At 66.4% G+C, this 17,582-nt stretch carries 21 protein-coding genes; 9 read left to right on the plus strand and 12 right to left on the minus strand.

Annotation, left to right across the window (positions count from 1 at the left end; genetic code table 11):
* Nucleotides 1-4: 4 nt before the first annotated feature.
* On the plus strand, nucleotides 5-964 hold the full coding sequence (locus ACIBG5_RS42350; protein WP_396397763.1) for a glycoside hydrolase family 43 protein: 960 nt from the start codon (nucleotides 5-7) through the stop codon (nucleotides 962-964).
* A 104-nt stretch (nucleotides 965-1,068) separates the two neighbouring features.
* On the opposite strand, the gene ACIBG5_RS42355 is transcribed toward ACIBG5_RS42350, so the two are convergent.
* Nucleotides 1,069-2,022: an aldo/keto reductase gene (locus tag ACIBG5_RS42355; protein ID WP_396397764.1), complete on the minus strand. Its 954-nt coding sequence runs from the start codon at nucleotides 2,020-2,022 to the stop codon at nucleotides 1,069-1,071.
* Nucleotides 2,023-2,411: 389 nt separating this feature from the next.
* Between ACIBG5_RS42355 and ACIBG5_RS42360 the strand changes: the two genes are divergently transcribed.
* Entirely contained in the window at nucleotides 2,412-2,624 is a 213-nt protein-coding gene (locus ACIBG5_RS42360; protein WP_396397765.1) for a hypothetical protein, read from the plus strand.
* A 10-nt stretch (nucleotides 2,625-2,634) separates the two neighbouring features.
* Here the strand turns inward: ACIBG5_RS42360 and ACIBG5_RS42365 are convergent, their stop codons facing one another.
* The gene (locus tag ACIBG5_RS42365) at nucleotides 2,635-3,006 is read right to left on the minus strand and encodes a hypothetical protein (RefSeq protein WP_396397766.1); all 372 of its coding nucleotides are present in this window, start codon (nucleotides 3,004-3,006) and stop codon (nucleotides 2,635-2,637) included.
* Nucleotides 3,007-3,036: 30 nt separating this feature from the next.
* The gene (locus ACIBG5_RS42370; protein ID WP_396397767.1) at nucleotides 3,037-3,351 is read right to left on the minus strand and encodes a TraR/DksA family transcriptional regulator; all 315 of its coding nucleotides are present in this window, start codon (nucleotides 3,349-3,351) and stop codon (nucleotides 3,037-3,039) included.
* Between the two features lie 257 nt (nucleotides 3,352-3,608).
* Between ACIBG5_RS42370 and ACIBG5_RS42375 the strand changes: the two genes are divergently transcribed.
* The 4 genes from ACIBG5_RS42375 (at nucleotide 3,609) to ctaD (ending at nucleotide 7,793) form a co-directional block, all read left to right on the plus strand.
* Nucleotides 3,609-4,610, plus strand: a complete 1,002-nt coding sequence (locus ACIBG5_RS42375; protein ID WP_396397768.1) for a HAMP domain-containing sensor histidine kinase — start codon at nucleotides 3,609-3,611, stop codon at nucleotides 4,608-4,610.
* Between the two features lie 2 nt (nucleotides 4,611-4,612).
* The gene (locus ACIBG5_RS42380) at nucleotides 4,613-5,272 is read left to right on the plus strand and encodes a response regulator (protein WP_396397769.1); all 660 of its coding nucleotides are present in this window, start codon (nucleotides 4,613-4,615) and stop codon (nucleotides 5,270-5,272) included.
* 188 nt (nucleotides 5,273-5,460) lie between these two features.
* Nucleotides 5,461-5,943, plus strand: a complete 483-nt coding sequence (locus ACIBG5_RS42385; RefSeq protein WP_396397770.1) for a TraR/DksA family transcriptional regulator — start codon at nucleotides 5,461-5,463, stop codon at nucleotides 5,941-5,943.
* A gap of 200 nt (nucleotides 5,944-6,143) precedes the next feature.
* Nucleotides 6,144-7,793: a cytochrome c oxidase subunit I gene (ctaD, locus tag ACIBG5_RS42390; protein ID WP_396397807.1), complete on the plus strand. Its 1,650-nt coding sequence runs from the start codon at nucleotides 6,144-6,146 to the stop codon at nucleotides 7,791-7,793.
* 70 nt (nucleotides 7,794-7,863) lie between these two features.
* On the opposite strand, the gene ACIBG5_RS42395 is transcribed toward ctaD, so the two are convergent.
* From ACIBG5_RS42395 to fdxA, 4 genes are all read right to left on the minus strand, one after another.
* A complete protein-coding gene (locus ACIBG5_RS42395; protein WP_396397771.1) occupies nucleotides 7,864-8,295 on the minus strand; it encodes a hypothetical protein in 432 nt (143 codons plus the stop codon).
* 83 nt (nucleotides 8,296-8,378) lie between these two features.
* A complete protein-coding gene (locus ACIBG5_RS42400) occupies nucleotides 8,379-8,684 on the minus strand; it encodes a cupin domain-containing protein (RefSeq protein WP_396397772.1) in 306 nt (101 codons plus the stop codon).
* 94 nt (nucleotides 8,685-8,778) lie between these two features.
* Nucleotides 8,779-9,447 carry a helix-turn-helix transcriptional regulator gene (locus ACIBG5_RS42405; RefSeq protein ID WP_396397773.1) on the minus strand — a complete coding sequence of 223 codons (669 nt, stop codon included), beginning with the start codon at nucleotides 9,445-9,447 and terminating at the stop codon, nucleotides 8,779-8,781.
* 5 nt (nucleotides 9,448-9,452) lie between these two features.
* A complete protein-coding gene (gene fdxA / locus ACIBG5_RS42410; protein ID WP_396397774.1) occupies nucleotides 9,453-9,779 on the minus strand; it encodes a ferredoxin in 327 nt (108 codons plus the stop codon).
* Nucleotides 9,780-9,866: 87 nt separating this feature from the next.
* On the opposite strand from fdxA, the gene ACIBG5_RS42415 reads away from it, so the two are divergent.
* Both ACIBG5_RS42415 and ACIBG5_RS42420 read left to right on the plus strand, forming a co-directional pair.
* Nucleotides 9,867-10,592, plus strand: a complete 726-nt coding sequence (locus ACIBG5_RS42415; protein ID WP_396397775.1) for a DUF2249 domain-containing protein — start codon at nucleotides 9,867-9,869, stop codon at nucleotides 10,590-10,592.
* 52 nt (nucleotides 10,593-10,644) lie between these two features.
* Nucleotides 10,645-10,992: a hypothetical protein gene (locus ACIBG5_RS42420; protein WP_396397776.1), complete on the plus strand. Its 348-nt coding sequence runs from the start codon at nucleotides 10,645-10,647 to the stop codon at nucleotides 10,990-10,992.
* A 48-nt stretch (nucleotides 10,993-11,040) separates the two neighbouring features.
* Here the strand turns inward: ACIBG5_RS42420 and ACIBG5_RS42425 are convergent, their stop codons facing one another.
* The 5 genes from ACIBG5_RS42425 to ACIBG5_RS42445 form a co-directional block, all read right to left on the minus strand.
* Entirely contained in the window at nucleotides 11,041-11,406 is a 366-nt protein-coding gene (locus ACIBG5_RS42425) for a DUF488 domain-containing protein (protein WP_396397777.1), read from the minus strand.
* A 332-nt stretch (nucleotides 11,407-11,738) separates the two neighbouring features.
* Complete coding sequence (locus ACIBG5_RS42430) at nucleotides 11,739-12,170, minus strand: hypothetical protein (RefSeq protein ID WP_396397778.1); 432 nt, start codon at nucleotides 12,168-12,170, stop codon at nucleotides 11,739-11,741.
* 80 nt (nucleotides 12,171-12,250) lie between these two features.
* Nucleotides 12,251-12,715: an NAD-dependent epimerase/dehydratase family protein gene (locus ACIBG5_RS42435; RefSeq protein WP_396397779.1), complete on the minus strand. Its 465-nt coding sequence runs from the start codon at nucleotides 12,713-12,715 to the stop codon at nucleotides 12,251-12,253.
* A 178-nt stretch (nucleotides 12,716-12,893) separates the two neighbouring features.
* Nucleotides 12,894-15,638, minus strand: coding sequence for a pyruvate dehydrogenase (acetyl-transferring), homodimeric type (gene aceE / locus ACIBG5_RS42440; RefSeq protein ID WP_396397780.1), 2,745 nt, complete (start codon nucleotides 15,636-15,638; stop codon nucleotides 12,894-12,896).
* Nucleotides 15,635-16,090 (minus strand): universal stress protein, encoded by a 456-nt coding sequence (locus ACIBG5_RS42445; RefSeq protein ID WP_396397781.1) that lies wholly within the window; start codon nucleotides 16,088-16,090, stop codon nucleotides 15,635-15,637. Before ACIBG5_RS42445 ends, aceE begins: the two co-directional genes overlap by 4 nt.
* A gap of 180 nt (nucleotides 16,091-16,270) precedes the next feature.
* Here ACIBG5_RS42445 and ACIBG5_RS42450 point away from each other — a divergent pair, with 180 nt between their 5' ends.
* Nucleotides 16,271-17,512, plus strand: coding sequence for a PucR family transcriptional regulator (locus tag ACIBG5_RS42450; RefSeq protein ID WP_396397782.1), 1,242 nt, complete (start codon nucleotides 16,271-16,273; stop codon nucleotides 17,510-17,512).
* Nucleotides 17,513-17,582: the final 70 nt, after the last annotated feature.

Consider the following 17,582-nt stretch of genomic DNA (forward strand, 5'->3'; position numbering starts at 1 on the left):
TCCAATGACATCGAGCGACAGGCCCGAGTACGTGGGCTATCTGTACGCGCATTTCAAACGCGAATCAGCCGACGGCGAGCAGATCTACTTCGCCTTGAGCGACGGCAACGACCCGCTGCACTTCCGCGACCTCAACGACGGAACGCCGGTGCTGTGCTCCAGCTTGGGCGAACGCGGCGTCCGCGACCCGCACATCGTCCGTTCGCCGGAAGGTGATCGGTTCTTTCTGGTCGCGACCGATCTGCGCCTCTATGCCAGCCTCGACTGGGACCGGCACCAGCGGCGAGGCAGCCGGTCGATCATGGTCTGGGAGTCGACGGATCTGGTGCAGTGGGGAGAGGGCCGACTCATCGAGGTCGCACCGGCCGAGGCCGGCAACACCTGGGCCCCGGAGGCGGTCTGGGACCCGGAGCAAGACGGCTACCTCGTCCACTGGTCCTCGACGCTGTACGACAACCCCGAACATGAGGGCGCGAGCTACAACCGGATCATGTGTGCGACCACTCGAGACTTCCGCGAGTTCTCCGAGCCGCGTGTGTGGATCGACCGAGGATGGCAGACGATCGATGCCCATGTGATCGACCACGAGGGCGTCTACTACCGCTTCCTGAAGGACGAACGCAGCCGCAGTGGTGACGCGCCGCTCGGTAAGTCGATCTTCTCCGAAACCTCGACTTCGCTGACGGCCGCCGACTGGAAGCCGCTGGCCGAGGGCATCGGCCTGGGCACGATCATCCAGGGCGAAGGCCCGCTGGTGTACAAATCGAACACCGAGGAGAAGTGGTACCTCTGGATCGACGAGTTCACGCCACAACGCCGTTACGTCCCCTTCGAGACAACCGACCTCGCCGGCGGCCGGTGGATCCCGTCCCAGGACTATCGATTGCCGACAGACCCCTGTCACGGCGTCGTACTGCCGGTGACCGCAGAAGAGTACGACCGCCTCCGTACCGCATGGACGTGAGGTGCCGGCTCATCAGGCCAAGTTCAACCGAGCTGGCAACCAGGGGGACGCTGGCCCAGCAGGTCGTGGCGTTCAGGCAACCCTGCCCCTGCTCGGGGTGAGGTTCAGTAGGCGGCGTCCAGCCGGGCCCGCTCCTCGGCCGTGAGTTCGGTGCCCGCCCCGGCCCATGCTTGTTCGACCTGCTCCGACCGGCTGGCGCCGACGATCGGCATCAGTTGCGGATCACCATCGGCCAACCAGGCCAGCACGATCTGACCTCGGGACATTCCCCGCTCCTTCGCAACCTCGTCCAGCGCCGCGATCCGCCGGGTGTTGCCCGGGTGCTCGTACTCGCTGGACAGCGTCCGGTTGTCACGGTCGTAGGCGCCGAGCAGCAAGGACGTATAGACCCAGCCCGTCAGGTCGTCGTTGCGGCGCAGTAGTTCCAGACCGTCCGCAGACAGCATGCCGAGCGGGATCGGCTGCCCTTCGACCGGGGCGCCCGGCGCCGGCTGCAGATAGGAGTAGCGCTGCTGGTAGGCCGTCGGCATCGCCAGTCCGGCCTGGCCGGCCAGTAGCCGCGCTTCGGCCACGCGCCAGGACGGGTGGTTCGACAGGCCGTAGGCCCCGAGTCGGCCGTCGGCGACCAGTTGGCCGAACGTTCCGATCAGATCAGCCAGCGGCACGTTGAGGTCCTCCACATGCGCCCAGTACAGGTCGACCTGGTCTCTGCCCAGCCGTTGCAGGCTTTCGTCCAACGAGCGACGCACAGTCGGTTCTGCCAGCCCCTCCAGGTGGTCAGGGAAGCCGCCGGGGTGAGTCGGCTGGGCTCCCACCTTGGTGCTGATCTTGACCGGCACGCCCGGGTTGGCGTGTAGCCAGCGGCCGATCACGGCCTCGCTCTGGCCGCCGAAGCCGGACTCGTCCTCCCAGAACGAGTAGTTGTTCGAAGTGTCGATCCAGCGGCCGCCCAGTTCGACATAGCGGTCCAGCACGGCGAAGCTGTCCCGATCGTCCAGCCGGGTGCCCAGGTACATCGTGCCGAGGACGACCCGATCTGCGGTGTTTTTGGTGTTCATAACCCCCACACTGGCTGCTGGAGCGCGCTCCAGGTCAAGTCCGACGGCGACCATCCTGGACGACGCCGGACAGAGCGCGCGGCAGATCGCGAACCAGCTTGTGCACGCCCGACCGTCGCTCACCCAGGACGTCTACCTGGCCCGTCCAGCGAAGAACCCGGCAGCGCTCGAAGCCGCCCTGAATAACCGCCCGGAAGTCAGAGCGGAGTTCGACGGTCTGCAAGCTCAAGCCATGCCTCTATCGCTCAGAGTGATCTTGGTGAGCCCTGGGTCCGGCGAGTCAATCCTCGTACGCGAACTTGGCCCGTGAGATGGCCACGAAGAACTCCGACATCGCTGCGGTCGTGCTGCCCAGAAACTCCTCGACGACCGGAGCCCATGCTTCGACCGTGTGCGAAGCGAAGCCAGGATCGCGGGCCTTCGATCGCGCGCCTGCTGGCCGGTCGCTGGGTCACTCGGGCCGCAGGACCGAGATCGAACGGGTCGTCCGCGCGATGGCGGTCACCCGACGGCGCGAACTGATCCGCGCGCTGGAGGCGTTCGCGACTGCGGCCGACGAGCCGGCCGTGGCGGCGGATACGGCCGGCCACCGTGGCTGGTGATCGGCCCCGTTCACTGCCGGGCCGCGAGGAAGTGCTGACACCGAGTGCAATAGCGCGCCTGAGGGTAGACGGATAGGCACTGGAGGCTGATGGTGCGACCGCATCGGCCGCATCCGCCGTACCGCCCCGTGTCCATGCGGGTCAGAGCGGCCTCAGTTTCGGCCAATGCGGTCTGCGCGGCCACGGTGAGTTTGTGACGAACCTCGCTGTGCGCGGCGGTGTCACGAGCGCCTGCCGTTCCGGCGATATCGTTGGCACCCCAAGCGATATCCCGGAGCTGTTGACGCCGGAACAGCAGCTGTTCGAGCAGGGCGGCCCGCAGAACACGGAGCTCCGCGGCCTCGAGGCGTCTGTTGGCGAATGCAGAAATCTGCTGGGTCACGGCCGCAACTCCTCCACTGGATCGGCTCTGTCAGCTGGCGCGTTGCTGGCAGCCCACGCAGAACCGTGCGTACGGCAGGATCTCGAGGCGCTCGACGGGGATCGTGGTTCGGCAGCTGTTGCAGGCTCCGTAGGAGCCGTCGGACAGGCGCCGTCCGGCAGCGTCGATCTCTTCGAGAACGCGCTCGATCGCGGCGGTCTGTGCCGCTTGCAAGTCCTCGTCCGCATGCGGCGCGGACTCCTCGATCGCCCTCAGTTGGGCGAGGCGGGAGTTGCGCTCGTGTGCCAGGCGCTGGCCTGCTTCGTGGTGTGTGAGTTGTGGGGCACGGCCCATGTCCGTCGTCATGTGAATCGGGGTCCTTTCAAGGGACGTCAACCGGAGACCGGCGTGCGCCTGGGGGGCAGTGCGCACGCCGGCTGTCTGCGGAAGGCCGTCTTGAGGCTCGTGATCTGTTCTGTCACCACCATCGGCGATGCAGCAGGGGCAGACCATGGGGCCTGACACCCATCTCGGGAGCTCGGACCGCCGCAGGCAGAGGCGGATGAGTGTCAGCCCGATCGACTTGCAGTGGGGGAACAGGCACGCTGGGCAGCATGGAACACATGCCGAGCCATCAAACAGCGGCGGCGAGGAGAGGCGTGCTTGCAGCGCCGTTGTTCTGGCGCATCTTCGCGCTGAACGCGGTGGTGCTTGCTGCCGCGACCGCAGTGTTGCTGTGGGCACCGGTGACGGTGTCCGCTCCGGTGGTTTTCACCGAGGCACTGGTGCTGCTGGGCGGTTTCGCGGTCATGCTGGTCGCCAACGCTGTACTGCTGCACCTAGGGCTGGCTCCGCTGGACCGGCTGAGCCGCCGAATGGCGACGGTTGATCTGCTCAAGCCGGGGCAGCGGCTGCCAGTCGCCGGTCAGGGTGGTGTCTCGCAGTTGATCCGTGCCTTCAACGAGATGCTGGCGCGGTTGGAGGCAGAACGTGCCACCAGCAGTACCCGGGCGCTGTCTGCCCAGGAGGCGGAGCGGCGACGGATCGCTCAGGAGCTGCACGACGAGGTCGGCCAGAGCCTGACCGCCGTACTGCTGGAACTCAAACGAGCGGCCGGGCGGGTGGACGACTCCGACGTGCGCGCGGACCTGCTCCATGCTCAGGAGACGACCCGGGAGAGCCTGGACGAGGTACGCCGGCTGGCGCGGAGGCTGCGGCCAGGTGTGTTGGAGGATCTTGGTCTCGTCAGTGCTCTGACTGCGCTGGTGACCGAGCTGTCCACGCACACCGGTCTCGCGATTCGTCACGATTTCCAGCCTGGTCTGCCCGTGCTGGACGACCAGGCCGAGCTTGTGATCTATCGGGTTGCCCAGGAAGGACTGACGAACGTTGCCCGCCATGCCGACGCCGACTACGTGGAGATCAGACTGCGCCACGGCGAGGGAGCTGTCAGTCTTCGGATCCGTGACGACGGCCGCGGCCTCGGGCTGGCCCACGAGGGAGCCGGAATCCGTGGCATGCGTGAGCGCGCACTGCTGGTTGGCGCCACTCTCGATCTCGGCGCCGCGCCGGCGGGTGGTACCGAGGTGAATCTGCTGGTGCCACTCGACCGGAAGGGAGTATGAGCATGGCTGCACAGGACGCCATCCGCATCTTGCTCGCCGACGATCATGCACTGGTACGCCGCGGTGTACGGCTGATCCTGGACAGCGAACCGGGCCTGACGGTGGTCGCCGAAGCAGGAGATGGCAAGGAGGCCGTCGACCTGGCCCGGTCGGTCGAGATCGATCTGGCGATTCTCGACATCGCCATGCCGAGGATGACCGGGCTGCAGGCAGCACGTGAGATGTCGTCGCGCCAGCCCGAGCTGCGGATTCTCATGCTGACGATGTACGACAACGAGCAGTACTTCTTCCGAGCCCTCAAAGCCGGAGCAGCGGGGTATGTGCTCAAGTCCGTCGCTGACCGCGACCTGGTGGAGGCGTGCCGGGCCGCGATGCGCGGAGAGCCGTTCCTCTACCCGGGAGCGGTGAACGCGCTGATCCGTAACTACCTGAATCGGGCACGCCTCGGCCAAACAATCCCGGAGCAGATCCTGACCGCCCGCGAGGAAGAGGTACTCAAGCTCGTTGCCGAGGGGCACTCGTCCAAGGAGATCGCTGGAATCCTGTTCATCAGCATCAAGACGGTCGAGCGGCACCGGGCGAACATGCTCCAGAAACTTGGCCTCCGCGACCGCCTGGAACTGACCCGGTACGCGATCAGGGCCGGCCTGATCGAGGCCTGACCGGCTGCACGGTGAGCCGCGGTCCTCAGCCAGGTCCGCGAGGTTGCCGACACCCGGCAACGATGGAGTCCGGCGTTCGCCGATCGGGCACGTTTTCAGGCCAGGTGCGGGACGGCATCGTTGGGGTCGTGCGAACACGGAGGCGCGGGTATCGCGGCTCCGCGATTCGTGCCGACGAGGAGGTTTCGATGACCGACCTGGATCAGGTGGCGCCACCCGACACACCACGTGACCCGCACCCTGTCGACCTGCAGTGGTATCGAGACGAGCTCGAGCAGCAGCGGCGGCTTCGTCTCGATCAGTTCACCGACCTCGCGTACGACGCGCTGGCCGCCTCCGGACCTGCTCAGACTGACGTGACAGCAACGCTGATGAGCGCTTCCAGAGCTGCCCTGGCGGACATCGACGCTGCTCTGTTCCGGCTCGCGATCGGCGCCTTCGGGATCTGCCAACGCTGCGGACGCGCCATCTCTGCGGACCGGCTGCAGGCCATCCCGATGGCCAGTCTCTGCCTGCGATGCCAGCTCTCCAAGGAGTCGGGGAACGACCGCCTGCATCCCTGGCGCACAGGCACCATCCCTCCGACATCTCCTTCGCGAGCGCCGCGGGACATCGTTGACGTGTGGGGCGAGGATTCGTTCCCTGCCAGCGACCCGCCGGCGAACTGGTGAGTCGGTCCGTGGGGACCACTCAGGCCGGCGACAGCGATCCGATCCACGAGCAGCTGACCCATGTCGGTGCCCACCAGAACCGTCCCTGGTCGGTGACGGCCAGGGTCGGACCCGGCGAACCCGCGGCAGGACGTCGCCGACCGCTGGGCCGTGCGGTGGTGCGGGTCCTCACCACCACCGATCACAAGCTGATCGGCCACATGTACCTGATCACGTCGTTCGCGTTCTTCCTGATCGGCGGACTGATGGCGCTGGTCATGCGGGCCGAGCTGGCCAGGCCGGGCCTGCAGATCGTGAACGAGGAGGTCTACAACCAGCTGTTCACGATGCATGGCACGATCATGCTGCTGCTGTTCGCGACACCGCTGTTCGTCGGCTTCGGCAACGTGATCATGCCGCTGCAGATCGGCGCGCCGGACGTCGCGTTCCCGCGGCTGAACATGTTCAGCTACTGGTTGTTCCTGTTCGGCGGGCTCATCGCGTTCAGTGGCTTCTTCACTCCCGGCGGCGCGGCGAGCTTCGGCTGGACCGGCTACGCTCCGTTGTCGAACGCGGTGCGTTCGCCGGGTATCGGGGGTGACCTGTGGATCATGGGTCTGTGGATGGCCGGTCTGGGCACCATCCTCGGTGCGGTCAACTTCATCACCACGATCATCTCCCTGCGGGCACCGGGTATGACGATGTTCCGGATGCCGATCTTCACCTGGAACACGTTGATCACGTCGATCATGGTGCTGGTGGCGTTCCCGATCCTGGCGGCGGCGCTGCTGGTGCTGGAGGCCGACCGAACGCTCGGGGCCCATGTCTTCGATGCGGCCAACGGTGGACCGATGCTGTGGCAGCACCTGTTCTGGTTCTTCGGGCATCCCGAGGTGTACATCATCGCGTTGCCGTTCTTCGGCATCATCACCGAGATCCTGCCGGTGTTCAGCCGCAAGTCCGTGTTCGGCTACCTCGGTCTGGTCGGTGCCACGCTGGCGATCGCTGCGTTGTCGATGACGGTGTGGGCGCACCACATGTTCGTCACGGGCGCGGTCAGCCTGCCGTTCTTCTCGTTCATGTCGTTCATGATCGCGGTGCCGACCGGGGTGAAGTTCTTCAACTGGATCGGCACGATGTGGGGCGGCTCGGTGTCGTTCGAGACGCCGATGCTGTGGTCGCTCGGATTTCTGACCACCTTCTTGTTCGGTGGATTGACGGGGGTGATCTTGGCCTCGCCGGCCTTGGACTTCCAGGTCACCGACACCTACTTCGTGGTGGCGCACTTCCATTACGTGGTCTTCGGCACCGTGGTGTTCGCGATGTTCGCGGGGTTCTACTTCTGGTGGCCGAAGTTCACCGGGCGGATGCTGGACGAGAAGCTGGGGAAGTTGCACTTCTGGTTGCTGTTCATCGGCTTCCACACCACGTTCCTGGTGCAGCACTGGCTGGGTGTCGAGGGGATGCCGCGGCGGTACGCGTCGTACGGCGCGAACGAGGGCTTCACCACGCTGAACGAGGTCTCCAGCGTCGGCGCCTTGATCCTCGGCGCCTCGACCCTGCCGTTCCTCTACAACGTCTACAAGTCGCGCAAGGCGCCGCAGGTGGGCGTGGACGACCCGTGGGGCTGGGGCCGTTCGCTGGAGTGGGCGACCAGTTCCCCGCCGCCGCGGCACAACTTCGACAAGCTGCCACGGATCCGCTCCGAAAGCCCCGCCTTCGACCTGCACCACCCGGACGTTTCGCTCACCGAGTCCCCCGACAATCGCGCGCCGAAGGACAACCTGCTGGACGCCGGCGAGGACCAGGACCGCGTCGACCATCTCGAGGAGACCGCCGGTACCGAGGCCGAAGGAGAAGACACGAGGTGAGAAACCCACGCCTCGGTCAGAAGTCAGGTAACGGCTGTGGTCACGGGTGCTGTGTCGCATCAGGTGGGAGTCACTGCGCCACAAGGAGGCAGATTCCCAGCGCCGTCAAGGTGAGCACCTTGGCCGCCTCGAGACCGACGTAGTAGAGGTGCATGGTTGACCGGGGTGGGTACTGACCGGCGAGGACGCGGTCGGTGCGCCGGTTGAGTTGAGGCCGGATGATGATGAGCTGTCCGGCGAGGATGACCAGGATCACCGCGGTGAGAGTCGCTACGGCCGCGGTCGGCCGTCCTATGACGATCGCTGCCAGCGTCACCAGTGCCAAGGCGATCTCGACACGGTTCAGCGCGCGGAAGACGATGCGGCCGATGCCGAGGCCGATCGGAATGTCGACCCCGGGGGCGCGGAATTTGAGTGGTGCCTCCAGGAACGAGATCGCGAACACCATGCCGAGCCAAATGAGGACGGCGGCGGTTGCTACGGCGGCTGGTGCGGCGTTCAACATTGCTCCTCTCGGATCCAGTGATGCTGCGTCCGTGATCGCTTGACCGTGGCGGATCGCGGCCTGAGCGGGGGCCAATGGCCCTAGGCGGCTGGCCAGCCGGCGATGCGCGCGACGAATTCAGGGGGCGAGGCGACGATCATCATGACTGCGGGTTCGGTTCCTGGGTTGGTCAGGCTGACTCGTTCCCCGGTGGCGATGTGCGCGATGGCGCCGGGGGCGAGACTGTGTCGCTGGTCGCCTTGCCGCAGGTCGATCGAGCCCGAGAGGTGGACCAGAACGATCTCGGACGGCCCGTGGTCGTGTTCGGGCAGGCCGCCACCGGGCGGGATCCATACCTGGACCATGGCGATGTTGTCGGAGGTCTCTGCGGCGACGAGAACCTCCATCGTCGGACCTCCGGGGATGGGTGCCCGGCGCCGAGGCGTGGTGCCGATCCTGGTGAGGTGCATCAGGTGCTCCTGTTGGGGCGCGGGCGGGTGCTCACGCCGGGGTCGCGGCTGGGGAGAGGTGAACGATGCAGGCGTCGGGTTCGGCGAACGGCTCGAGGCTGGTTGCCGTGATCGGTGCGCGAATCTCGGTGAGGGCACCTTGCATCAGGCCGAGATGCAGCGGACACAAGGTGGACGAGAACTCTTCCGCGAGCTCCAGGAAGGGGCAGTGACGCAGTCTGATGCGTTCGGCTGCGTCGCCGTCGGCTTCCGGGGCGAATCCCAGGTCGGTCATCATCGCAGTCAACCGCTGGGTGGCCTCCGCGACGCCGGGCTGATGGGATGGGGGAATGTGCTCGACGAGATAGCTGCCCCAGTTGCGGCCCGCAGCCTCGGCCGCGGCGCCTGCATCGGGACTCGTGGACAGTTGGCCGAGCAGGATCTTGGCCAGCAGGTGGTACTGACGACGCCCTCCACGGTCCATCCCGGGATGTGGCGTGTGCACGGTCCGAGGCCGGCCACGGCCGGTCGGTTCCTCGAGCCTGCGATCGACCAGTCCTTGCGACACAAGCGCGTCGAGGTGGAAGCGGACCGTGTTGGGGTGGATGCCGAGCCGTTCGGCGAGCTCGGTGACACCCAGCGGAGCGTCGGAGGCTCGCAGGGCTTCTAGCAGTGCCTGTCGGCGTGGCTGGTCGTCGGCCGTCTGATCAGTCCTGGTCATGGAGGTCAGCTTGCCTGCTCCTGCGGCGGCAGCGCCGCGATGAGTGGATGGTCATGGTCGATGGCGCCTATCTTGAAGGCTCCGCCGGGGGAGCCGAGGTCCTCGAAGAACCCGGCGTTCGCGGCCTGGTAATCCTTCCACTGCTCGGGCAGGTCGTCCTCGTAGAAGATGGCCTCGACCGGGCACACCGGTTCACAGGCGCCGCAGTCGATGCACTCTTCGGGATGGATGTAGAGGGAGCGCCCTCCTTCGTAGATGCAGTCGACCGGGCACTCCTCGACGCATGCGCGGTCCTTCAGATCGACGCACGGCAACGCGATCACGTACGTCACATCAGCCTCCCTCGTCAGACGCTTGTAATTACTACAAATATCACATGTAATAATCATTGAAAACAGCGATGTGAGGAGAGTGGCACGATGCCGGCTTCGGAGATCTTCATCCAGGCGACCGAGACCGACCCGGACGTCATCGCTCGAGGTGCCGTCCAGGAGGCCCACGAGCGACTGCTGACCGGACTGGCGGAGCTGATCACAGCACAGGCAATTGCCCAGGGCGCCGAGCCACGGTCTGCGGAGTTGGTGGACTTCTGCCTCCATGAAGTGCGCCGATACCTGGCTACCGCGGATCGGGATCTCTATGCGGCCGCCTCCCAGGACGATGAGACTCGGCTTCTGGTCGAGGCTCTCCGAGTCGGAGCCGCAGCACTCAACACTCAGATCGACGAGCTGGCGGCTGCTGGCCCGGTCGATGCGGCGAGGCTCGGCGTGATGATCACGGCGACCCTGGACACCCACCTCCAGATCGAGGAGTCGGTGTTGCTCCCTGCGCTCGCCGGCCTGCCTAGCGTGGATCCGTCGTTGCTGGCCGCAGGCCTGCAGGCCTACCTGGCTGGGGAGCAGGTCGAACAGCCGACGGTCATCGACGTACGGCGAATCGCGCGCGGCGGCCGCCATCCACGCGTCTTCGCCCGGTACGCCCGACTCGCTCCCGGAGAGGCGTTCATCCTGGTCAACAGCCACGACCCGAAGCCGTTACGCCGAGAGTTCGAGGCCATTCACCCTGGCGCCTTCAGTTGGGACTATCTGCAGGCCGGGCCTGAGGAATGGCGAGTCCGGATCGGCCGGGTCGCCGCTGATGCCTGAGGAGTCCACGAATGATTCAGCTGACGTCCTGCCTGAGCGGCCGACGGTGCGGGTGCTGCTCGACGTGCACGAACTCGTCGATGACTCGCCTGTACCGTCTGGTGCCCGGTGGACGCTCGCCGAGTCGGGTCGCCAGCTCGACGCGAATCTCATCCATCTCCCGGCTGGGCAGCGTGTGGACACCCACACCGAGCCGGATCTCGACGTGGTACTCGTCGTCGTCGCGGGCGGCGGCACCGCCGGAACACCCGACGGAGAGCAGACGCTTGCCGACGGCAACGTTGTCTGGCTGCCCCGTGGCTCGACCCGCAACCTCACGGCCGGCGATAGCGGTCTGTCCTACCTGACCATCCATCGTCGTCGTCCAGGCCTGCAGATCAGGAAGCGCCCCGGTCAGTAGCTTGCCGGCGCCACCCGGCCCCGTCGATTGGCCCGGTCAGCGAAGGGGTCAGTGTGGCTCGTTCAGCAGCCGGGTCAGGACCGCCGCCTGGCTGTGGTCCACGTCCTTGGTCGCGGTCACCAAGGTCAGGGCATCGTGTTTCGCCAGTGCGCGCAGGTGGTCCAGCGCGGTCCGCCCGGCCTGTGTTGCCAGCTCGTCGCGATAGCGAGCCTCGAACTGCTCGAACCTCTCGGGGACATGGCCGTACCACTTGCGAAGTTCTGTGGAAGGTGCGACGTCTTTGGCCCACTCGTCGATGGCGGCCGCCTTCTTGCGGATACCGCGGGGCCACACGCGATCGACCAGGACCCGGATACCGTCGTCGGCCGCGGGCTGATCGTAGATCCTGCGGACCCGCACAGTGTGGCGTGTCATGCGGCACCGCCCGTGGTGTCGCTCCAGTCGGGCACTGCGAGGGCTGTTCCCATGCGTCGAAGCTCGTCGCGGTGGAGTGCACTCAGGCGTGCCAACGCTCGCTCGCCGTGCCGCGTCATTACGACCCGGACAGCCCTGGCGTCCGTCGGATGGGGCGCCCTGGGCACCGATCGGCCAGTTCGCTCACGCTCGCCCACTCGCGGCCGGGCACCCCTTCAACGCCAGCATCAACTGGTACTCCTGAGGTGTCAGGCCGTGATTGCAGGGCGGCTGGGTGTTCTGTCATCACCTCGGCCGCCAACCGCCTGGTCTGGCTTTCCTGCTGCCGATCGTCAGGAGCTGTGTCGGGGTGGCGTGTATTTGGTGGCGAGGCGGGCTAGTGCGATTGCTGCGATGAGGAGGCCGAAGTCGCGTAGGGCGACGTCGTAGAAGCCTGAGAGTGTGAGGAGGTTGATGATGATGCCGATGAGCCAGGCGGCGACGAGCAGTGCGCCGTAGCGGGGGATCAGGGCGACGGCGATGCCGGCGACGATTTCGATGACGCCGATGACGTACATGGCGTCTTGTCCGGAGCCGGGGACGATGTCGTTGATCCAGGGGGCCAGGTAGGCGGGCCAGTCGGTGAGGAGGTTGGCGAACTTGTCCAGGCCGAACACGATCGGTGCCACCGTGAAGACGGTTCGCAGGACCAGGAAGGCCTGGTACGCCGGGTCCGAGAGTGTCTCCCGGCTTGGTGTGCGGGCGGTGCGCCCCTCAGTGCTCATAATCTGCTCCTTCTAGAGCCTCGATGTACTTCCATGGTTGTCTGACGGCCACGGACTAGCACCGCCACCCGTCGGCTGACTTAAAGCCTCGCTGGTTGCCGATGATCGGCAACACGCGCCAATGTCAGAACGTTGGTCAAGGCAACGTCTCCGCGCCGATGGTTCATGAGAGCCATCCCCGGGCCACCGCCGACCAATTTGGCAAGAGCCACGGGCATGTGCTTCGGTGGCGGAGCGCCTAGCAATTCGGCGAGGATGGGCAGCCACTCGCGCACCGGTGCCGGCTCGTCATCGACGATGTTGAGCACGCCGCGCGCGTCGCTGTGCAGCGCAGCGACGATCGCCGTGGCCGCGTCGTGGACGTGGGTGAAGGAGAAGATGCCGTCGCCGGTCCCGATGATCGGCATCTTCCCAGCCCGTACCTCGCAGACGAATGATCCACGGGCGCCATAGATCGTGCCAGGGCCGTAGAGTTCCCCAACCCGCAGTACCAGCACATCTGCCTGCCTGGTGCGCTCTTCAAGCGACCGCAGGGCGGCGAACATCGGGGCGACCGGCGGCGCTGTACGAGCTTGCCAACCCAATGGCCTCGTGGCCCGTTGAGGTGAGTAAGGGCAGCAGTTGGCGTCCGACGGCGCCGGTTGCACCGGCTACGAAGACGCGCATGGTTCCTCCTGGAGAATCGGGTCCCGTGATCGAGCACAGGGCGTCATTGTTGGGGTGTCATCGCCGGGCGTCGCGGCGTTGGTCCTGGAGTTCGTCGGCCAGGCCGTAGATCGTCATTGCCTGCCGCGGTGCCGAGTCATCGACGTCGCCCACACTGACCAGCTGCTGCAGAACCCGGACGACGATGGATTGCGCGTCGATTCCGAAGTGGCGGCGCAGGGCGGCGCGGGTGTCGGAGTGGCCGAATCCGTCGGTGCCCAGCGACGTCCAGGGCCTACGGACGAACGGGGCGATCTGGTCGGGTACCGCGCGGATCCAGTCCGAGACCGCCAGGACGGGGCCTGCGGTTTCCTCCAGCCGCCTCGTGACATAGGGAGTTCGGGGCGGCTGGTCGGGGTGAGACTGGCTCCATTCGTCGGCTGCGAGTGCGTCGCGGCGTAGCTGGGTCCAGGACGTCACGGACCACACATCGGCCTGGACGCTCCAGTCGGTTTTCAGGAGGCGTTGTGCTTCCATTGCCCAGGGCATCGCGATGCCGGAGGCAAGGATCTGCGCCTTCGGGCCATCGCCATCCGTGGCGGGGGAGTAGCAGTGCATTCCGGCGAGGATGCCGTCGATGTCGACGTCGGCGGGCTCGGCCGGCTGCGTGATCGGCTCGTTGTAGAGGGTGAGGTAGTAGAAGACGTTCTGGTCTTCGCCGGGTCGCGCTTCGCCGTACATGCGGCGAAGGGCATCGGCGGTGATGTGGCCGAGCTCGAACGCGTAGGCTGCGTCGTAGGCGACACAGGCAGGGTTGGTAGATGCCAGCAGCAACGAATGGCCGTCCTGATGCTGCAGGCCCTCACCGTTGAGGGTGGTGCGGCCGGCAGTGGCACCCAGCAGGAAACCTCGGGTCATCTGGTCGGCCGCGGCCCAGAGTTGGTCACCGGTGCGCTGGAACCCGAACATCGAGTAGAAGATGTACAGCGGGATCATCGGCTCGCCGTGGGTGGCGTACGACGTACCCGCAGCTGTCCAGGACGCCGCGGAGCCGGCCTCGGTGATGCCCTCATGGAGGAGCACACCTCGGATGTCCTCCTGATAGCTCAGTATCTGCTCGCGGTCCACCGACAGGTGGGTCTGTCCGTGGGGGGAGTAGATCTTCTTGGACGGGAACAGGGAATCCAGGCCGAAGGTGCGGGCCTCGTCGGGGATGATCGGCACGAACCGGTGACCGATCACAGGGTCTTTCATCAGTTCCTTGAGCAGCCGGACGAACGCCATCGTGGTGGCGACCTCCTGCCGACCTGAGCCGCGACGGGCGATCGCGTACGCCGCCTCTCGCGGGAGCGGGAGCGGTTTGCCGGCAACTCTGCGGGCGGGCAGGTAGCCGCCGAGGGTTCGCCGGCGCTCGTGCAGGTATTCCAGCTCTGCTGAGTCTTTCGGTGGCCGGTAGTAGGGCGGCTTGACGGCGTCGAGGGCGGTGTCGGGGATGTCCAGAAACAGCCGGTCGCGGAAGCCTTTGAGGTCGTCGATGGTGAGCTTCTTCATCTGATGGGTCGAGTTGCGGCCCTCGAAGTGGGAGCCCAGGGTCCACCCCTTGATGGTCTTGGCCAGGATCACGGTCGGCTGGCCGGCGTGTTCGGTCGCGGCCCGGTAGGCGGCGTACAGCTTGCGATAGTCGTGTCCGCCGCGTTTGAGGTTCCAGATCTCGGCGTCGGACAGATGCTCGACCATGGCAGCGGTGCGGGGGTCGCGGCCGAAGAAGTGCTCGCGGACGAATGCACCGGATTCGGCCTTGTAGGTCTGGAAGTCGCCGTCGGGTGTGGTGTTCATCAGGTTGAGCAGCGCGCCGTCGGTGTCGGCGGCCAGTAGTGGATCCCATTCCCGGCCCCAGATCACCTTGATGACATTCCAGCCGGCGCCGCGGAAGTAGGACTCCAGTTCCTGGATGATCTTGCCGTTGCCGCGAACGGGACCGTCGAGACGCTGAAGGTTGCAGTTGACGACGAAGGTCAAGTTGTCGAGTTCTTCACGGGCCGCCACGCCGATCGCGCCGAGCGACTCGGGTTCGTCCATCTCACCGTCGCCGAGGAAGGCCCAGACCCTCTGGTCGCTGGTGTCCTTGAGGTCACGGTTGTGCAGGTAGCGGTTGAAGCGGGCCTGGTAGATCGCGTTGATCGGGCCCAAACCCATCGAGACCGTGGGGAACTCCCAGAAGTCCGGCATCAGTCGCGGGTGCGGGTACGACGGCAACCCACCGCCCTGTCCGGCGTGGGAGAGTTCCTGCCGGAAGCCGTCGAGCTGATCGCTGGTCAGTCGGCCTTCCAGAAACGCGCGCGCGTAGATGCCTGGTGAGGCGTGACCTTGGAAGTAGATCTGGTCGCCGCCTCCGGGTGCGTCGTGGCCGCGGAAGAAGTGGTTGAAGCCGACCTCGAACAGCGCCGCGGCCGAGGCGTACGTCGAGATGTGGCCGCCGACACCGATGCCCGGGCGCTGCGCACGGTGGACCATGACCGCGGCGTTCCAGCGGTTGTAGGCCCGGATCCGTCGCTCGACGTGCTCATCGCCAGGGAATGTCGGCTCGGCGTCGGGTGCGATCGTGTTGAGGTAGTCGGTACTGCGCAGGTTGGCGACACCGACCCGGCGGTCGCGGGCTCGCTGCAGGATGCTGAGTAGCAGGTACCTCGCCCTGTTCTGCCCGGCATGGTCGACCACCTGGTCGATCGATTCCAGCCACTCCTGGGTCTCTGACGGGTCCAGGTCGAGCAGTTGGCTGTGCAACCCAAGGCTTTCTGGCAGGCCTTGCGGCGTGGGGGTCATGACTGCTCCTTCGGGTCCGAGAGTTCGGCCGGTGACGTGCCGGCGAAGCGGAGCCGGCCGGCCAATGAGGACGTGGCGGACGGCGCTCGGAACGGACGGATCACGGCCACGGGACAGACAGCGTGCTGCAGTAGCGTCGGCACCGGGGGGCCGGCGAACAGGTCAGTGGCGACTTTGATGTCGGGGGCAACTTCACGCGCATGGGCCGCCGCCTCGGCGAGGATCCACTCGGCGGCCGATTGGAGGTCGAGGTCGGTATCACCGACGAAGGCCATGTCCAGTGCGTTGCTGATCATCTGCCGGCTGAAGGCGTGAACGATGCGCAGGAGGCAGTGCCTCGACGACGCCTCTGCGGCGGCCCAGGCCAGCGCGCCCTGCGCGGACACCGATCCGTCGACCCCAACCAGAACCGATCCACGACCCCGATTGTTCACTGCAGTTGCGTTCGTCATGTCGCCGCTCCGCTTCAGCTCTGGATGTGCTGCGGCTTCGACTGTGCCGGTGCAACGGCGCCACAGGTACTGCGACGATCGGCGAACCTCAGGACGCACTGATGGCCGACGCCCGGCAACGATGCTGTAATTGGACAGCGCCGCACAGCCGCGGCGGTATCTCACGCGGAGGGGAGTGAGATGAGCGACTACGGCGGGCTACCAGGACTGAGCGACAGTGCCCCGAACAGCGCCGACGAGGCCTGGTTGACGGCGATCGCGCAGGCGGCCGCCGGCGACGCACAGGCGCCGCTGGAGCTGCTCGTCGAGTACCTCACCCTGCTCGCGGATGCTGCCATCTCCGGGCGCGGTCCGCGGGAACACGAGCTGGCGATCGTGCGTGAACTCGGGCGTCGCGCAGCAGAGCAGGGCATCCCGGCGGGACGAGTGGTCGATCTGTATCTGTCCGCAGCGTGGCGGATGTGGCGAGACCTGCCCGACGTCGTGCCGTATCGCGACCGCGACACGGTCCGCGCTTCGGCCCAGGCGGTACTGCGGGCCGTCGGTGAAGCGATCGCCGTCCTCGTGGACAGCTATCAGGTCGCGACCAAGCAGCTGATCAGACAAGAGGAGGCGCTGCGCCGCGAGTTGATCGACGATCTGCTCCGTGGCGACGCCGACGTCTCCCGGATGGTCGAGCGTGCCGAACCGTTCGGGCTCGATCTCGGCCGGCCCCACCAGGTGGTCCTGGCTGCCCCCGCGGACGGGCTGCCCGACGGCGACACGACAGCGAGCATGCTGGAACGGTTCATCCTCGACCAGTTCGGGGACCGCGAGGTGCTCGTAGCCACCAAAGAAAGCATGTTGGTGATGCTGCTCCCCGCAACCGCCCCCACCCGGGCCCCCCGCACGACCATCAAAGACGTCGGGGACCTCGTCCACGATGCGTTGGTCGGGCACCGGCGCGGTCGTACCTGGCGTGTCGCTGCCGGCCGCTCCTATCCCGGCTCCTACGGCATCGCCCGTTCCTATGAGGAGGCGCGCGAGGCATTGATGCTCGCTGAGCGGCTGCAACTCGATACGCCCGTGGTCGATGCCCGCAACATGCTCGTCTACCGGGTTCTGATTCGCGACCAGGCCGCCATCGTCGATCTCATCCAGGCTGTGCTAGGCCCGCTGACGCACGCACGCGGCGGTGCCGAGCCTCTTCTTCAGACCCTTGAGGCGTACTTCGCGACCGGTGAGGTCGCCACGGAGGCGGCCCGGCGCCTGAACATGTCGGTCCGCACCGTCACCTATCGGCTGGACAAGGTCAAGACCCTGACTGGACACGACCCCGGCGACCCAGCGCAGCGGTTCACGCTGCACATCGCCGTGCTGGGCGCACGCCTGCTCGAATGGCCTGCCCGGGACCTTCCCTCCGGCGCAGAGGCCCAGGCCTGACCTGACCCGGGCTGCGTCTCAAGGGCCATCGTTGCCGGGCGTCGGCCATCCGGGCGGTCACAGGTTCGCC

Source organism: Kribbella sp. NPDC050241 (genome assembly GCF_044459685.1).
Classification (GTDB): domain Bacteria; phylum Actinomycetota; class Actinomycetes; order Propionibacteriales; family Kribbellaceae; genus Kribbella.

Bases quoted from the DNA above. Each gene is read 5' to 3' on its own strand.
- ACIBG5_RS42370 (WP_396397767.1), bottom strand. From the start codon at position 3,351: ATGACGACGGACATGGGCCGTGCCCCACAACTCACACACCACGAAGCA.
- ACIBG5_RS42445 (WP_396397781.1), bottom strand. From the start codon at position 16,090: ATGACGAACGCAACTGCAGTGAACAATCGGGGTCGTGGATCGGTTCTG.
- ACIBG5_RS42355 (WP_396397764.1), bottom strand. From the start codon at position 2,022: ATGAACACCAAAAACACCGCAGATCGGGTCGTCCTCGGCACGATGTAC.
- ACIBG5_RS42425 (WP_396397777.1), bottom strand. From the start codon at position 11,406: ATGACACGCCACACTGTGCGGGTCCGCAGGATCTACGATCAGCCCGCG.
- ctaD (WP_396397807.1), top strand. From the start codon at position 6,144: ATGTACCTGATCACGTCGTTCGCGTTCTTCCTGATCGGCGGACTGATG.
- ACIBG5_RS42415 (WP_396397775.1), top strand. From the start codon at position 9,867: ATGCCGGCTTCGGAGATCTTCATCCAGGCGACCGAGACCGACCCGGAC.
- ACIBG5_RS42385 (WP_396397770.1), top strand. From the start codon at position 5,461: ATGACCGACCTGGATCAGGTGGCGCCACCCGACACACCACGTGACCCG.
- ACIBG5_RS42435 (WP_396397779.1), bottom strand. From the start codon at position 12,715: ATGTTCGCCGCCCTGCGGTCGCTTGAAGAGCGCACCAGGCAGGCAGAT.
- ACIBG5_RS42350 (WP_396397763.1), top strand. From the start codon at position 5: ATGACATCGAGCGACAGGCCCGAGTACGTGGGCTATCTGTACGCGCAT.
- ACIBG5_RS42375 (WP_396397768.1), top strand. From the start codon at position 3,609: ATGCCGAGCCATCAAACAGCGGCGGCGAGGAGAGGCGTGCTTGCAGCG.
- ACIBG5_RS42405 (WP_396397773.1), bottom strand. From the start codon at position 9,447: ATGACCAGGACTGATCAGACGGCCGACGACCAGCCACGCCGACAGGCA.
- ACIBG5_RS42450 (WP_396397782.1), top strand. From the start codon at position 16,271: ATGAGCGACTACGGCGGGCTACCAGGACTGAGCGACAGTGCCCCGAAC.
- ACIBG5_RS42400 (WP_396397772.1), bottom strand. From the start codon at position 8,684: ATGGAGGTTCTCGTCGCCGCAGAGACCTCCGACAACATCGCCATGGTC.
- ACIBG5_RS42430 (WP_396397778.1), bottom strand. From the start codon at position 12,170: ATGAGCACTGAGGGGCGCACCGCCCGCACACCAAGCCGGGAGACACTC.
- ACIBG5_RS42380 (WP_396397769.1), top strand. From the start codon at position 4,613: ATGGCTGCACAGGACGCCATCCGCATCTTGCTCGCCGACGATCATGCA.
- aceE (WP_396397780.1), bottom strand. From the start codon at position 15,638: ATGACCCCCACGCCGCAAGGCCTGCCAGAAAGCCTTGGGTTGCACAGC.